14 protein-coding genes are annotated in these 14,896 nt (G+C 71.1%); 10 read left to right on the top strand and 4 right to left on the bottom strand.

What is annotated here, in order from left to right:
• The first annotated feature begins 41 nt into the window (after positions 1 to 41).
• Both C6N31_RS10350 and C6N31_RS10345 read left to right on the top strand, forming a co-directional pair.
• A complete protein-coding gene (locus C6N31_RS10350) occupies positions 42 to 1,004 on the top strand; it encodes an electron transfer flavoprotein subunit alpha/FixB family protein (protein WP_138353868.1) in 963 nt (320 codons plus the stop codon).
• 197 nt (positions 1,005 to 1,201) lie between these two features.
• Complete coding sequence (locus C6N31_RS10345; protein ID WP_138353867.1) at positions 1,202 to 2,470, top strand: DUF6986 family protein; 1,269 nt, start codon at positions 1,202 to 1,204, stop codon at positions 2,468 to 2,470.
• Between the two features lie 77 nt (positions 2,471 to 2,547).
• Here the strand turns inward: C6N31_RS10345 and C6N31_RS10340 are convergent, their stop codons facing one another.
• Complete coding sequence (locus C6N31_RS10340; protein WP_138353866.1) at positions 2,548 to 3,534, bottom strand: LacI family DNA-binding transcriptional regulator; 987 nt, start codon at positions 3,532 to 3,534, stop codon at positions 2,548 to 2,550.
• A gap of 151 nt (positions 3,535 to 3,685) precedes the next feature.
• Here C6N31_RS10340 and C6N31_RS10335 point away from each other — a divergent pair, with 151 nt between their 5' ends.
• The 4 genes from C6N31_RS10335 (at position 3,686) to C6N31_RS10320 (ending at position 8,112) form a co-directional block, all read left to right on the top strand.
• Positions 3,686 to 4,669 carry an ROK family protein gene (locus tag C6N31_RS10335; RefSeq protein ID WP_198357437.1) on the top strand — a complete coding sequence of 328 codons (984 nt, stop codon included), beginning with the start codon at positions 3,686 to 3,688 and terminating at the stop codon, positions 4,667 to 4,669.
• 262 nt (positions 4,670 to 4,931) lie between these two features.
• Positions 4,932 to 6,260, top strand: a complete 1,329-nt coding sequence (locus C6N31_RS10330; protein ID WP_232485042.1) for an ABC transporter substrate-binding protein — start codon at positions 4,932 to 4,934, stop codon at positions 6,258 to 6,260.
• Positions 6,261 to 6,271: 11 nt separating this feature from the next.
• Positions 6,272 to 7,186, top strand: a complete 915-nt coding sequence (locus tag C6N31_RS10325) for a carbohydrate ABC transporter permease (RefSeq protein WP_198357436.1) — start codon at positions 6,272 to 6,274, stop codon at positions 7,184 to 7,186.
• Positions 7,183 to 8,112: a carbohydrate ABC transporter permease gene (locus C6N31_RS10320; protein ID WP_138353863.1), complete on the top strand. Its 930-nt coding sequence runs from the start codon at positions 7,183 to 7,185 to the stop codon at positions 8,110 to 8,112. The genes C6N31_RS10325 and C6N31_RS10320 overlap by 4 nt, the downstream gene beginning before the upstream one ends.
• Positions 8,113 to 8,132: 20 nt before the next feature.
• Here the strand turns inward: C6N31_RS10320 and C6N31_RS10315 are convergent, their stop codons facing one another.
• Positions 8,133 to 8,585 (bottom strand): DUF6069 family protein, encoded by a 453-nt coding sequence (locus tag C6N31_RS10315; protein WP_138353862.1) that lies wholly within the window; start codon positions 8,583 to 8,585, stop codon positions 8,133 to 8,135.
• Positions 8,586 to 8,893: 308 nt separating this feature from the next.
• Here C6N31_RS10315 and C6N31_RS10310 point away from each other — a divergent pair, with 308 nt between their 5' ends.
• Complete coding sequence (locus tag C6N31_RS10310) at positions 8,894 to 9,988, top strand: NUDIX hydrolase (RefSeq protein ID WP_138353861.1); 1,095 nt, start codon at positions 8,894 to 8,896, stop codon at positions 9,986 to 9,988.
• A 46-nt stretch (positions 9,989 to 10,034) separates the two neighbouring features.
• Here the strand turns inward: C6N31_RS10310 and C6N31_RS10305 are convergent, their stop codons facing one another.
• Positions 10,035 to 11,396 (bottom strand): dipeptidase, encoded by a 1,362-nt coding sequence (locus tag C6N31_RS10305; protein WP_198357435.1) that lies wholly within the window; start codon positions 11,394 to 11,396, stop codon positions 10,035 to 10,037.
• Between the two features lie 149 nt (positions 11,397 to 11,545).
• Between C6N31_RS10305 and C6N31_RS10300 the strand changes: the two genes are divergently transcribed.
• Together C6N31_RS10300 and C6N31_RS10295 are read left to right on the top strand one after the other, a co-directional pair.
• Positions 11,546 to 12,775 carry a geranylgeranyl reductase family protein gene (locus tag C6N31_RS10300; RefSeq protein WP_138353859.1) on the top strand — a complete coding sequence of 410 codons (1,230 nt, stop codon included), beginning with the start codon at positions 11,546 to 11,548 and terminating at the stop codon, positions 12,773 to 12,775.
• 58 nt (positions 12,776 to 12,833) lie between these two features.
• Positions 12,834 to 13,490, top strand: a complete 657-nt coding sequence (locus C6N31_RS10295; RefSeq protein WP_138353858.1) for a DUF4230 domain-containing protein — start codon at positions 12,834 to 12,836, stop codon at positions 13,488 to 13,490.
• Positions 13,491 to 13,571: 81 nt separating this feature from the next.
• Here C6N31_RS10295 and C6N31_RS10290 read toward each other — a convergent pair whose 3' ends face one another.
• Positions 13,572 to 14,027, bottom strand: coding sequence for a nitroreductase family deazaflavin-dependent oxidoreductase (locus C6N31_RS10290; RefSeq protein ID WP_138353857.1), 456 nt, complete (start codon positions 14,025 to 14,027; stop codon positions 13,572 to 13,574).
• 132 nt (positions 14,028 to 14,159) lie between these two features.
• Between C6N31_RS10290 and C6N31_RS10285 the strand changes: the two genes are divergently transcribed.
• Positions 14,160 to 14,879 (top strand): TetR/AcrR family transcriptional regulator, encoded by a 720-nt coding sequence (locus C6N31_RS10285; protein ID WP_138353856.1) that lies wholly within the window; start codon positions 14,160 to 14,162, stop codon positions 14,877 to 14,879.
• Positions 14,880 to 14,896: the final 17 nt, after the last annotated feature.

Genomic DNA, 14,896 nt, shown 5'->3' with positions numbered 1-14,896 from the left:
ATCCGCCCCCGCCCCTACAGATTTCGCAGGAGACCGTACCCATGGGTGAAGTCCTCGTCCTCGTCGACCACGTGGACGGTGCCGTCCGCAAGCCGACTCTCGAACTGCTGACCCTGGCCCGCCGGATCGGCGAGCCCGTCGCCGTCTTCCTCGGCGCCGGTGTCGACACCGCCGCCCCCGTGCTCGCCGAGTACGGCGCGGTCAAGGTGCTGGCCGCCGACGCGGCCGAGTTCGCCGACTACCTCGTCGTACCGAAGGTGGACGCGCTGCAGGCCGCCGCCCAGGCCGTGGAGCCGGTGGCCGTCCTGGTGCCGTCCTCCGCGGAGGGCAAGGAGATCGCGGCCCGCCTCGCGCTGCGCCTCGGCTCCGGCATCATCACCGACGCCACCGACGTCGAGCCGGGCGAGGGTGGCCCGGTCGCCACGCAGGCGGTGTTCGCCGCGTCGTTCACCACCAAGTCGCGCATCACCACCGGCGTGCCGGTCATCACCGTCAAGCCGAACTCCGCCGCGCCGGAGGCCGCCCCGGCCGCCGGCACGGTCGAGCAGCTCGCCGTCTCCTTCGGTGAGCTGGCCACGGGCACCAAGGTCCTCACGCGCACCCCGCGTGAGTCCACCGGCCGCCCGGAGCTGACCGAGGCCGCGATCGTGGTCTCGGGTGGACGCGGTGTGAACGGCGCCGAGAACTTCCACGTCATCGAGGCGCTCGCCGACTCGCTCGGTGCGGCCGTCGGCGCGTCCCGTGCCGCGGTGGACGCCGGCTGGTACCCGCACACCAACCAGGTGGGCCAGACCGGCAAGTCGGTCTCGCCGCAGCTCTACATCGCCAACGGCATCTCCGGCGCCATCCAGCACCGGGCCGGCATGCAGACCTCGAAGACGATCGTGGCGGTCAACAAGGACGCCGAGGCGCCGATCTTCGACCTGGTCGACTACGGCGTGGTCGGCGACCTGTTCCAGGTCGTCCCGCAGCTGACCGAGGAGATCACCGCCCGTAAGGGCTGATCCCGAGGAACGCCTCCGACGGCCCCCGCACGCCTGGCGCGTGCGGGGGCCGTCGTGCGTTCCGCCAGGTCCGCAGGGCCGGGAAAGAATAGGAAATCGCGTTTTACCCCGACATCGGGCCGGTCCGGGTGTTGACCCGGTCCTGCGGCGCGGATAGCTTCCCTTCAACGGTTTGTTGAAGTTCGGGAGGCTGGCACATGACGCAGGGTGAGACGGTCGGCACGACGTTGGCGGACGCGGTACGAGAGGGCATCGGTGCCTCTCTCGCCGCGACCGACGCGGAGCTGGCCCGCCGCTACCCCGGGGACCCGGGCACCCGGCAGCCGGTGCACACCGTCTACGTCCCCGCCGACGCCTTCACCGCCGACACCGTCCGCAGCTGGGGCCGGCAGGCGCTGGCCGCGCTCGACGAGCACGCCCCGGACGCGGCGGCCCTCGCTCGGGTGCTGGGCCTGAGCGACGAGCTCGCCGGGCCGGTCCACGACCGGGTGCGCGCCAAGCTGGAGCGCGAGCCCGTCGAGGACCTGCGGATCGACTTCGAGGACGGCTACGGCCAGCGCCCGGACGCCGAGGAGGACGCCGCGGCCGTGGCCGCCGCCCGGATCGTCTCGGCCGCGGTTGAGGACGGGACCGCGCCCCCGTACATCGGCATCCGGATGAAGTGCATGGAGGCGGCGGTCCGCGACCGCGGGATCCGCACCCTGGACATCTTCCTCAGCACCCTGATGCGGTCCGGCGGCCTGCCGGACGGGCTGGTGCTGACGCTGCCGAAGGTGACCTTCCCGCAGCAGGTCAGCGCGATGGTCCGGCTCTGCGAGGAGTTCGAGAAGGCGCACGGCCTGACGCCCGGCCGCATCGGCTTCGAGATCCAGATCGAGACGACCCAGTCGATCCTGGGCCCCGACGGCACCGCCACCGTGCCGCGCCTCATCGACGCCGCCGAGGGCCGCGCCACCGGACTGCACTACGGCACCTTCGACTACAGCGCCTCCTGCGGGGTCAGCGCCGCCTACCAGTCGATGGACCACCCGGTCGCCGACTACGCCAAGGCGGTCATGCAGGTCGCCGCGGCGGGCACCGGCGTCCGGCTCTCCGACGGCTCCACGAACGTGTTGCCGGTCGGTCCGACCGCCCAGGTGCACGACGCCTGGCGGCTCCACCACGGCCTCGTCCGCCGCTCGCTCGCCCGCGCCTACTACCAGGGCTGGGACATGCACCCCGGCCACCTGCCCACCCGCTACGCCGCCGTCTACGCCTTCTACCGCGAGGGCCTCGACACCGCCGCGGCCCGGCTTGCGGCGTACGTGGCCAAGGCGGGCGGCGATGTGATGGACGAGCCCGCCACCGCCAAGGCGCTCAGCGGCTACCTGCTGCGCGGCCTGGACTGCGGCGCCGTCGACCTCGAAGAGGTCACCGCCCGCACCGGGCTCGGCCGTGCGGAACTGGACGCCCTGGCCGGCCGCTGAGCCCCGGGGGAGCCTCCCACCGACCGTGCCCGGCCGGCGCGCCCTGACGGCGCCGGGCCGGGCACCGGGGCCGCCGGCTACGGCGCCGGCGGGATCTCGCCCGAGCCGCGCACGATCAGCCGGGTGGGCAGCTCGATCCGGCGCGGCTTGTCCGATCCGCCGTCCAGCCGGCGGAAGAGCAGCTTGGCCGCCGCCCGTCCCAGTCCGACGGCGTCCTGCGCGATCACGGTGACCGCGGGGCGCAGCAGGTCGGCGAGCTCGAAGTCGTCGAACCCCACCAGGGCGACCGGACGCACCTCGCCGAGGAGCACCCGCACCGCGGTGACGGTGACCCGGTTGTTGCCGGCGAACAGCGCGGTGACCGGTTCCGGAGCGGCCAGCATCGCCGTCAGCGCGGCGCGTACCCGCTCGGGCGCGGTGGGGCCCATCGAGATCCACTCCTCGCTCACCGGCAGCCCCGCGGCGGCCATCGCCTCGCGGTATCCGCGCAGCCGCTCGTTCGCGGTGTGGATCCGCAGCTCGTCGCCGATGAAGCCGATCCTGCGGTGGCCGTGTGCGATCAGATGGGCGACGCCCTCACGGGTGCCGCCCGCGCTGTCGCTGAGGACGACATCGGCGTCGATGCCGCCGGCCGGCCGGTCCACGAAGACGGTGGAGACACCGGCGTCGATCTCCGGTTCCAGATAGCGGTGGTCGTCGCTGGCGGGCACCACGACCAGCCCGTCCACCCGGCGGGCGCAGAACGCGAGGACCAGTTCCTGCTCGCGTTCGGCGTTCTCGGCGCTGGAACCGGTGAACAGCAGGGTCGAGTGCGCGCGGGCCACCTCTTCGACGGCCCGGCTCAGCGGCGAGTAGAAGGGGTCGGCGAGATCCTCCAGCACCAGCCCTATGCTGGCCGTGCGTCCGGTGCGGAGCAGCCGTGCGCTGTCGTTACGCCGGAAGCCGAGGGCGTCGATCGCCTCCCGTACCCGCTGGATGGTGTCCGGGGTGACCCCCGGTTCCTCGTTGACCACCCGGGAGACCGTCTTGAGCCCGACTCCGGCCCGCGCCGCGACGTCCTTCATGGTGGGGCGGGGGGTATGCCCCGGGGTATGGGTCACTGTCGCGATATTCCTTGCCGCAATGAATGGACAACGTTGTCAGCGAAAGGAAACACTACTCCTAACCCCGCGTCACGTGCGGGTATCCGGCCAATGAGAGGGAGAACGGAACCCGATGCACTCCGACCGCGCCGCAGGCTCGCTGATTGCCGCACTGGACATCGGCGGAACGAAGATCGCCGGCGCTCTGGTCGACGCGAGCGGCCGGCTGCTCGTGCGCGCGCTGCGGCCGACCCCCGCCAAGCAGGACGGGGAGACGGTGATGCGCGCCGTCGGGGAGGTCCTCGGTGAGCTGCGCCTGGACGGAGGATGGCGGCGGGTGGTGGCCGTCGGCATCGGCAGCGCGGGCCCGGTGGACGCCTCGCGGGGCACCGTCAGCCCGGTCAACGTCCCCGGCTGGCGTGACTTCCCGCTGGTCGAGCGGGTGGCGCGGGCGGCCGACGCGCTTCCGGTCGTCCTGACGGGCGACGGCGTCGCGATGACTGCGGCCGAGCACTGGCTGGGCGCCGCCCGCGGCTACGACAACGCGCTCTGCATGGTCGTCTCCACCGGCGTCGGGGGCGGGCTGGTGCTCGGCGGCGCCCTGCTGCCCGGCCCCACGGGGAACGCGGGCCACATCGGCCACATCAGCGTCGACCTCGACGGCGACTCCTGCCCGTGCGGATCGCGCGGCTGTGTGGAGCGGCTGGCCAGTGGACCGAACATCGTCCGCCGGGCCCTGGAGAACGGCTGGGTGCCGGCCGGCGGCGCCGAGCCGACGGCCGCCGCCGTGGCGCAGTCCGCGCGCGCCGGCGACCCGGTCGCGCTGGCCTCCTTCGACCGGGCCGCGCAGGCGCTCGCGGCCGGGATCGCCGCCACCGCGACGCTCGTCGAGGTGCGGGTCGTGGTGATCGGCGGCGGGGTGGCCGGCGCGGGAGACGTGCTCTTCGGCCCGCTGCGCGCGTATCTGGCGCGCTACGCGACTCTGTCGTTCGCCGCCGGGATCGAGGTGGTTCCGGCGCTGCTGGGCACCGACGCGGGTCTGGTCGGCGCCGCGGCGGCCGCCGCCCAGGTGCTCGGACTGGCCGAGTTCTCACCGGAGTTCGCCCTGGAAGGGTGACCAGCGCTCCGATGACTGGCGGTACGCGGCGCCTGCGGAGTAGGGACATATCGTCCCGGATTCGGCTCCGCCCGGAGTGACGCAGCGTCATTCCACGGGAAATGGCGATTGTTTGCGTTGAACAATGGTGGAAATTGGTGAGGCGAGATCCCCTAGCTGTTGCCGGTCATCCGGTCAGAAACCTTGACACCGCCTCCTCTTGGCGATGGGATCGCACCGCTCGCGTTCGGTTGTGTTCAGTTCCACCCACGAGGAGGGGGACATGGCGCAGTCATCGTTCAGTGGTCGGCCCACAGTCGGGGAAGCGTCCGGACATCGGATCTCCCGCCGAAGTCTGTTACGGGGCGCGGCGATCAGCGCGGGAGCGGTCACCCTTCCCTCGCTGCTCGCCGCCTGCGGCAGCGGTCCCTCCGGGGACGGCAAGACGGTCACTCTCGGTTCCAACGCGTCGGACGCCGTGCCGAAGACGGCGTTCCAGTCGGCCTTTGACGCCTATCAGCAGCAGTCGGGCAGGACGGTGAAGGTCAACACCGTCGACCACAACACGTTCCAGGAGAACATCAACCGCTATCTGCAGGGCAGCCCGGACGACGTCTTCATGTGGTTCGCCGGCAACCGGATGCAGTTCTTCGCGGAAAAGGGCCTGCTGTCCGACATCAGCGATGTGTGGTCGGGATTCAAGGGCTTCTCCGACGCGCTCAAGGCGCAGTCCACCGGGCATGACGGCAAGCAGTACTTCGTGCCGTACTACTACTACCCGTGGGCCGTCTTCCACCGCAAAAGCCTCTTCCAGCAGCACGGTTACCAGCCGCCGAAGACGTTCGACCAGTACACCGCGCTCGCCCGGCAGATGCAGAAGGACGGGCTCACGCCGATCGCCTTCGGCGACAAGGACGGCTGGCCCGCGATGGGCACGTTCGACTACATCAACCTGCGGGCCAACGGCTACGACTTCCACGCCTCGCTCATGGCCGGCAAGGAGTCCTGGACCGACCCCAAGGTCAAGCACGTCTTCGACCTCTGGCGCAGCCTGATGCCCTACCACCAGAAGGGCGCCAACGGCCGGACCTGGGAGGAGGCGGGGCAGAGCCTGCAGCAGCGCAAGACCGGCATGGCGGTCTTCGGACTGCCGCACCCCGGCACCCAGTTCCCCGAGGCCGAGCACGCGGACCTGGACTTCTTCCCCTTCCCGGAGATCGATCCGGCGCACGGGCAGGACTCGGTCGAAGCACCCATCGACGGCTTCCTGATGTCGAAGAAGGCCAAGAACAAGGACGCGGCACGGAACTTCCTCACGTACCTGGCCACCCCGGCGGCCGAGGACTCCTATCTCGCGAGCGACCCGAACAACGTCGGTGTCAACTCCGGTGCCTCCACCGCCAAGTACACCGAACTGCAGAAGAAGTCCGCGGTACTGGTCGCCGGCGCCCAACACATATCCCAGTACCTGGACCGCGACACCCGTCCGGACTTCGCCTCGACCGTCATGATCCCCGCGCTGCAGACGTTCATCAACAAGCCGGACGACATCGACGGGCTGGTCAACAGCATCGAGAGGCAGAAGAAGTCCATCTTCGCCGCCGCGGACTAGGAGTACAGGCTGTGCCGCAGATCATCACGCGGCGCGCCGGACGGCGGGGTCCGCGGAGGTTCTCCCCCCGCGACCTCGCCGTCCTCGGTGTGCTGCTCGGGATACCCGTCCTGCTGGAGATCGGCCTCGTCTGGGGCCCCACGTTCGCCTCCATCGGGCTGTCGTTCACCAGCTGGGACGGCGTCGGCAGCATCCACTGGGTCGGCACCCGCAACTACCACGACCTGTTCACGAACTATCCGCCGTTCTGGCGGGCGGCCCGCAACAACCTGCTCTGGCTGGGGTTCCTGGGCCTGATCGCCACCCCCTTCGGGCTGCTGCTCGCGGTGCTCCTGGACAAGAACATCCGCTTCAGCCGCTTCTACCAGAGCACCCTGTACATGCCGGTCGTGCTCTCACTGGCGGTCGTCGGCTTCATCACGCAGCTGGTCTTCTCCCGTGACCAGGGCGCCCTCAACGCCGTCCTGGCGAACACCGACAACCCGACCGACTGGCTGGGCGATCCCTCGCTGAACATCTGGGCGATCCTGCTCGCCGCGGCCTGGCGGCACACCGGCTACGTGATGATCCTCTTCCTGGCCGGGCTGAAGTCGGTGGACCCGGCCCTCGAGGAGGCCGCGGCGATCGACGGGGCCAGCGAGGTGCAGGCGTTCTTCCGGGTCGTGCTGCCGGCGCTGCGGCCGGTGAACGTCATCGTCGTGGTGATCACCGTCATCGAGGCACTCCGGGCGTTCGACATCGTCTACGCCGTCAACCACGGGCGCAACGGTCTGGAACTTCTCAGCGTGCTCGTCACGGACAACATCATCGGCGAAGCGAGCCGGATCGGTTTCGGATCGGCGATCGCGGTGGTGCTGCTCACCATCTCGCTGGGATTCATCGTGACGTACCTGGTCCAGGAGATGCGCGAGGAGAGGAAGCCATGACATCCGCCGTTGCCGCCCGGCCCTCCCACCAGCACGCGAAGGCCGCCACCGGCGGTTCGCGGGACCGGCGCCGGGTCCGGCCCGCGCGTCTGGGACTCCACACGTTCCTGATGGCCGTGTCGCTGGCGTTCCTCGCCCCGCTGCTGCTCGCGGTCTACGCCTCGTTGCGGCCCTACCAGGAGACCGCGAAGTACGGGTACTTCTCCCTGCCGCGGCATCTGTCGTTCGACTACTACCGGCAGGCGTTCACCGAGGGGGAGATGAGCAAGTACTTCGTCAACTCCCTGATCATCGCGGTGCCCGCGCTGCTGCTCACGCTGTTCTTCGCCTCCTTCGTCGCCTTCTCGGTGTCCCGGATCCAGCTCAGGGGCCGGGTCTTCCTGCTGGTCATGTTCACCGCGGGCAACCTGCTGCCGCAGCAGGTGATCGTGACCCCGCTGTACGCCCTCTTCAACCGGATTCCGCTGCCGTACTGGATGTCCGACTCGATGACGATGTACGACTCCTACTGGGCCGTGATCGCCGTCCAGGTGGCCTTCCAGACCGGCTTCTGCGTATTCGTTCTCGCCAATTTCATGCGCACCCTGCCGATGGAGATCATCGAGGCGGCGATCGTCGACGGCGCGGGCGTGTGGACCCAGTACTGGCGCATCACGCTGCCGCTGTGCCGGCCGGCTGTCGCCGCGCTCGCCACGCTGCAGTTCACCTGGATGTACAACGACTTCCTGTGGGCGCTGGTCTTCATGTCCTCCGGCGACAAACTGCCGATCACCTCGGCGCTGAACAACCTGCGCGGACAGTTCTTCACCGACTACAACCTGCTGGCGGCCGGGTCGGTCATGGTCGCGCTGCCCACGATCCTGGTCTTCATGATCCTGCAGCGGCAGTTCATCGCGGGCCTCACCCTCGGCGCGAACAAGGGGTGAAGCGGGAGAGTGCCCGGCGGTCAGCGGGTGGTCCGGCGCAGCGCCGGGACGAGGACCGCGGCCACGGCGGCGTGCACCAGGCACAGCGCGACCTTGGTCGCCGTCGTGGCCTCCTCGGCGAGGACCGGCAGCAGCGACAGCAGCAGCACCGCCGTGGCGAGCGTGGTCCACGCGGTGCGGGCGTGCCGGGTGAAGTGCTCCAGCAGCGCCAGGCCGCCCCAGCCGAGGAGTGCGAACAGCAGGCTGAAGACGGCCACGACCGGCAGGCTGATGACGGTCCTGCCCATGGAGTCGGCGAGCGCGAAGTCCGCACCCGCGGCGTGGCCCACGGCCCGGACCGCGCAGGTGGCCACGACGGCGCCGGCCACGGCGGCGGCCCGGACGCGCCGCCGCCGGCCCGATGCGGCGGCGGACAGCTGGCGGGCCGCGGAGGGGCGGTTCACGGACGGGGACGCGGAGTGGGTCGTGGTCATGATGCTGCTCCTGAGGTGGGGAGGGACGGCGTCCGGGCCGGGTGCTCCGGCGCTGCGCGCCGGCCGGACCGTGCTTCTGCTCACGGCTTCTACTCATGCGTCGAACGGGGTCGCCCCGGATCGACACGGCGGGAGAACTTTCTTCCGGGCCGGGTGACGGGCGGGTGCAGGCTGGGCGCCGAGAGGGGCGTGGGGAGGCCGTCGGGAGGCCGTCGGTGGGGGCCGGTACGAGCCGATGGCCGGTACTGCGCGTTTGCCGATAGCGATGATCCGGGCAATTCGTAGGGGGCTACGGAGAAGGGGGCACCGTGATCGTCTGGGTGAACGGGGCGGTCGGCGCTGGCAAGACCAGCGCCGCACGCGAACTGCTGGACCTACTGCCGGGCAGCACTCTCTACGATCCGGAGGTCATCGGTACGGGACTCGGCCAGCTGTTGTCCGAGAAGCGGCTCCAGGAGGTGACCGACCTCCAGGACCTGCAGATCTGGCGGCGGCTGGTGGTCGACACCGCCGCCGCGCTGCTCCAGGAGGTCGGGGGAGTGCTGGTCGTCCCGGCCACTCTGCTGCGGCAGGAGTACCGCGACGAGTTGTTCGGCGGTCTGGCCTCGCGCGGAATCGTGGTGCGACATGTGCTGCTCGACCCAGGGGAAACGATCCTGCGGGAGCGTCTCGCCCGCCGGGAGGAGGCGGAGGAGGAGCTGCGGGCGGACCCCGGCGAGGGACTGGACGGCGGACCGGTCGGCGGGCTGCCGCTGCCGCCCGGAGCCGGCGCGCCGGCGCGCCGCTGGTCCGGGAACCACCTTCCGGAGTACCTGGACGCGCTGTCCTGGCTCAGCACCGACGCGTATGTCATCAGGACGGCGAAGCTGACACCCCGCCAGACCGCGGAGCGGATCGCCGAGGCGCTGCGCCAGGGTGTGGGGCGCTGCGACATCGTGCAGACCCCGGAACCCACGGCGGAGACCGTCGCCTCCGGGGTGCTGCTCTTCGACGAGCACGACCGGGTACTGCTCGTCGATCCGACCTACAAACCGGGCTGGGAGTTCCCCGGCGGGGTCGTCGAGCGGGGCGAGGCACCGGCGCAGGCGGGACTGCGCGAGGTCTCCGAGGAACTGGGCATCGAACTCGCCGTGGTGCCGAGGCTGCTGGTCGTCGACTGGGAACCGCCGGCGCCACCCGGCTTCGGCGGAATGCGGCTGCTCTTCGACGGCGGACGCATACCCGCGGCCGACGCCGAACGGCTGCTGCTCCCCGGCGCCGAACTGCGCGGCTGGCGGTTCGTCACCGAGGACGAGGCCGCGGGGCTGCTGCCCCCGGTACGGCTGGACCGGCTGCACTGGGCGCTGCGGGCCCGCGAGCGCGGCGTCCCGCTGAACCTGGAGGCCGGCCGGCCCGTCGAGTGAACCGGCCTGACGGGGTCCCGCCGCTCAGCGGCGGGACCCCGTCAGCTCATACGGACTTGGACGCGGCGAACTGGCCCAGGAACAGCGCCTCGGCCAGCGACAGGCGTTCCAGCTCCTGCGGGGAGACGCTCTCGTTCACCGCGTGGATCTGGGCGTCCGGCTCGCTCAGGCCGATCAGCAGGATCTCCGCCTCGGGGTACAGCGTGGCCAGGGTGTTGCACAGCGGGATCGACCCGCCCTGACCGGCGATCTCCAGCTCCTGGCCGTACGCGGTGCGCATGGCGTCGGCCATCGCGGTGTACGCCGGGCTGGTGGTGTCGGCGCGGAACGGCTGGCCGCTGCCGCGCTGGGTGACCTCGACCCGGGCACCCCAGGGGGCGGCCGCCCGCAGATGCGCGATGAGCGCGTCGGCGGCCTCCTGCGCGTCCATGCCCGGCGGCACCCGGAGGCTGACCAACGCTCCCGCGCTCGCCTGGACGGACGGGGTCGCGCCCACCATCGGCGGGCAGTCGATGCCCAGCACGGTCACCGACGGCCGGGCCCAGACCCGGTCCGAGACCGTGCCGGTGCCGACGAGGCCGACACCGTCCAGCACCTTGGCGTCCTTGCGGAAGTCGTCCTCCGGGTACTGCAGCCCGTTCCACCGGCCGTCCGCGGCCAGCCCGTCGACGGTGGTGGCGCCGTTCTCGTCGCGCAGGGTGCCGAGCATGTGGATGAGCGCGGCGAGCGCGTCCGGGGCCGCACCGCCGAACTGGCCCGAGTGCAGATTGCCGCCGAGGGTCTCGACCTTCACCTCGACCATCGCCATGCCGCGCAGCGTCGCGGTGACCGTCGGCAGCCCGACCCGGAAGTTGCCCGTGTCACCGATCACGATCGCGTCGGCCGTCAGCAGCTCGGGGTGCGCCTCGACATAACGTTCCAGGCCGCCGGTGCCCTGCTCCTCGGAACCCTCGACGATGACCTTGATGCTCACCGGGGACCCGCCGTGCTCGCGCAGCGCGCGCAGCGCCGTGAGGTGCATCAGGATGCCGCCCTTGCAGTCGGCGGCGCCGCGCCCGTACCAGCGGCCGTCCCGCTCGGTCAGCTCGAACGGCGGGGAGATCCAGGCGGCTTCGTCCAGCGGCGGCTGCACGTCGTAGTGCGCGTACAGCAGCACGGTCGGCGCGCCCTGCGGTCCTGGGAGGTATCCGTAGACCGACTGGGTGCCGTCCGGGGTGTCCAGCAGTGCCACGTCCTGGAAGCCGTCGGCCCGCAGTGCGTCGGCGACCCAGCCGGCGGCCTTCTCGCAGCCGCTCCTCGGGAACTGGCGTTCGTCGGCGACCGACGCGAACGACACGAGCTCGGCGAGTTCCGCGCGGGCGCGCGGCATGAGGGAGGCGACGGTTTCGGAGAGCGGGACGGCCTGCATGGGCGCTCCTTGCGGGTGTGATGGTGTGTTCGTGCGCACAAGTGGACGTTGCCGATGGTGCCACAGCGGTCGGAGCCGGGTTCTCGCCATAGGATGCGGCTGAGCAGGGGCGACGAGAGTCGGCGGGTCGAGCGGGAGCGGAATCACACGTGAGCAGCGAGCAAGCGGCGCAGGGCAGCGGTTCGGCGGACGACGGAGCGGACGACACGGTCTGGGATGTCGTGGTGGTCGGTGCCGGCCCCGGTGGTGCCTCGGCAGCCCATGCGGCGGCCGCCGCCGGCCGCAGGGTGCTGCTGCTGGAGAAATCCGAACTCCCGCGCTACAAGACATGCGGCGGCGGCATCATCGGCCCCTCCCGCGACTCGCTGCCGCCCGGCTTCGAGCTTCCGCTGCGGGACCGTGTGCACGCGGTCACCTTCAGTCTCAACGGCAAGCTGACCCGCACCAAGCGCTCGCGGCACATGCTGTTCGGCCTGATCAACCGCCCCGAGTTCGACGAGGCCCTGGTCCGGACGGCGCAGGAGGCCGGGGCCGTGCTGCGGACCGGGGTGACCGTCTCCCGCGTGGAGCAGCACGGCCCGGCCGTGCCCGACCGGCGGACGGTCGCCGTCGTGCTCAACGACGGGGCGACCGTCCTGGCCCGCGCCGTGGTCGGCGCCGACGGCAGCGCCAGCCGGATAGGAGCTCACGTCGGGGTCAAGCTGGACCAGGTCGACCTCGGCCTGGAGGCCGAGATCCCGGTACCGGTGTCGGTGGCCGAGGACTGGGCCGGCCGCGTCCTCATCGACTGGGGCCCGCTGCCCGGCAGTTACGGCTGGGTGTTCCCCAAGGGCGACTCGCTCACCGTCGGCGTGATCTCCGCGCGCGGTGACGGCAGCGCGACCAAGCGCTACCTGGAGGACTTCATCGCCCGCCTCGGGCTGGCCGGCTTCGAACCGAGCATCTCCTCCGGGCACCTCACCCGCTGCCGCTCCGACGACTCCCCGCTGTCCCGTGGCCGGGTCCTGGTGTGCGGTGACGCGGCGGGGCTGCTGGAGCCGTGGACCCGTGAGGGCATCTCGTTCGCGCTGCGCTCCGGACGGCTGGCGGGGGAGTGGGCGGTCCGGATCTCCGAGGCGCACGACGCGGTCGACGCCCGCCGGCAGGCGCTGAACTACGCCTTCGCCGTGAAGGCCGGGCTCGGTGTGGAGATGGGGGTGGGGCGGCGGATGCTGGCCCTGTTCGAGAAGCGCCCCGGTCTGCTGCACGCCGTTCTCACCACCTTCCCGCCGGCCTGGAACGCTTTCGCGGGGATCACCCGCGGCAAGGGCACCCTCGCGGACCTGGTCCGTAACCATCCGCTCGCCCGCCGGGCGCTGTGGGCGCTGGACCGTTCGTAACGGCGGCCCATGGAACGGCACTTGAGGGGAAGGCGACTTCCCAGGAGGTGCCGTCAACATGGTGTTGCGCGACAGTGCGGGCCGAATGCCGTGGTGGGCCAGGCTGACCGCCACGGTGGTGGTCCTGGCCGGGCTTTTCTTTCTCTTCGCCAAGGCAGACCTGCTTCCCGGAATCCCCAATCCGTTCGGCGAGAAGACCAAGGACCGCAGCGGTCCCGTGGTGCTGAAGTCGATCCAGGACATGAGCCGCTTCCAGGGCGCGAGCGGGAACTTCCAGGTCGTCGTCGATCTGCAGAAGGACGCGACCTTCCTTCCCGACTCCGTGAAGGGCAAGCGGACGCTGTACGTCGGCGCGGGCAGCGTCGACTCCTATGTGGACCTGGGCAAGGTCGGCAAGGACGCGGTCACGGTCTCCGCCGACCGCACCGCCGCGACCATCCGGCTGCCCCACGCGGAGCTGGAGCGCACCGCCCTCGACCCGAAGAACTCCTATGTGGTCTCCCAGCAGCGGGGCTTCTTCGACCGGCTCGGCGACTTCCTGGGCAACAACCCCGGGAACGAGAAGCAGCTGAACGAACTGGCCGCGCAGAAGATCCAGGACGCGGCCAAGGCGACCGAGCTGGGCCGGCGCGCGGAGGCCAACACCCAGTCGATGCTGCAGCGGCTGCTCACCTCGCTCGGGTTCACCAAGGTCGAGGTGACCTTCGCCCCGTAGTCCGACGGCTCCGTGGTCCCGTGGCCCGTCGGCCCCTGTTCCTGGCGGTCCGCCCGCAGGCCGTTCGCGGGCGGTTCGCCGTCAGCCCGAGGTGGTGACCAGGAAGACGGGGTGCTTGTGCGCTATCGCGCGCAGCTCCTCGTCGGTCGAATCGGGTCCGACGCCGCCGAAGAACACGCCGACCTCGGCCTTCCAGCGTTTGAGGTAGGCGCGCAGCAGCACCGGCTTGTCGTCATCGGCGATCTCGGTCGCGGTGAACTCCTCGGTCCTCCGGCCGAGGATGAGCTGCCCGCCGCCGGCCGCCCGCATGTTGTGCGTCCACTGGACGTGCCCGCGCGGGGCCACCAGGTAGCGCTCCTCGCCGACCGTCAGCAGGTTGACCGGGGTGCGCCGCCATTCGCCGCTCTTGCGGCCCTTCACGGCCAGCACCCGCGATCCCCAGATGCTCAGCCCGCGCCGGGTCAGCCACGCGACCGTGCGGTTGAAGACGTTGACGGTGAACCAGCCGGGCTTCTTGACGTGGTCGCGGTCGGCCATGATCGGTGCTCCCTGAGGCGAAATGGAGAGCGGTGCTCTCGCTTGAGTTCAGCCTGTCACCGTCGTCCGGAAAAAACAAGAGCGGTGCTCTCATTGTTGGCCGATGCTCCGGAAGATGGCAGACTGGACGACATGAGTGTGATCCGCGGAGCCAGGGAACGGGCCCGAATCGAAGTAACCGCCGCCATAAAGGAAGAAGCGAGACGGCAGCTGGCCGCCGAGGGCGCGTCCCGCCTCTCCCTGCGTGCGGTGGCGCGCGAGCTGGGCATGGTCTCCTCGGCCCTCTACCGCTACTTCCCGAGCCGGGACGAGCTGCTGACCGCGCTCATCATCGACGCGTACGACGCCATGGGAGCGGAGGCCGAGGCCGCCCTCGCCCGCACGGCCGGCGACGCCCCGCACGCGCGCTGGGTGGCGGTCTGCCGCTCGGTGCGCGACTGGGCCCTGGCACGCCCGCACGAGTACGCCCTCATCTACGGCTCGCCGGTGCCCGGCTACATCGCGCCGATGGACACCGTGGGCCCCGCCTCCCGCGTACCGCTCACGCTGGTCGCCGTGGTGCGGGAGGCGCATGCGGCCGGCACCCTGGGCCCGCCCCCCGGATCGCCGTTGGCCGCGCCGGTCAGGGCGGACGCCGCCCGGCTGGCGGCGGAGCTGGGCCCGGAGCTCCCCATCCCGGTCGTCGCCGCGCTGGTCGGCAGCTGGGCCCAGCTCTTCGGACTGCTGAGCTTCGAGCTCTTCGGCCAGTTCAACCGCGTGGTGGAGGCCCGCGGTGCGTTCTTCGACCAGGCCGTGGGCGCGCTGGCCGGCCAGGTCGGGCTGTCGCCCGCCGCCGTACTCCCAGCGGAGTAGTCACGATGACCACCGGC

Origin of the sequence: Streptomyces fildesensis, assembly GCF_016107395.1 — a bacterium.
Lineage (GTDB): Bacteria > Actinomycetota > Actinomycetes > Streptomycetales > Streptomycetaceae > Actinacidiphila > Actinacidiphila fildesensis.
Note: the sequence above shows the minus strand (reverse complement) of the source record. Positions and strands in the feature narration are given on the sequence as shown.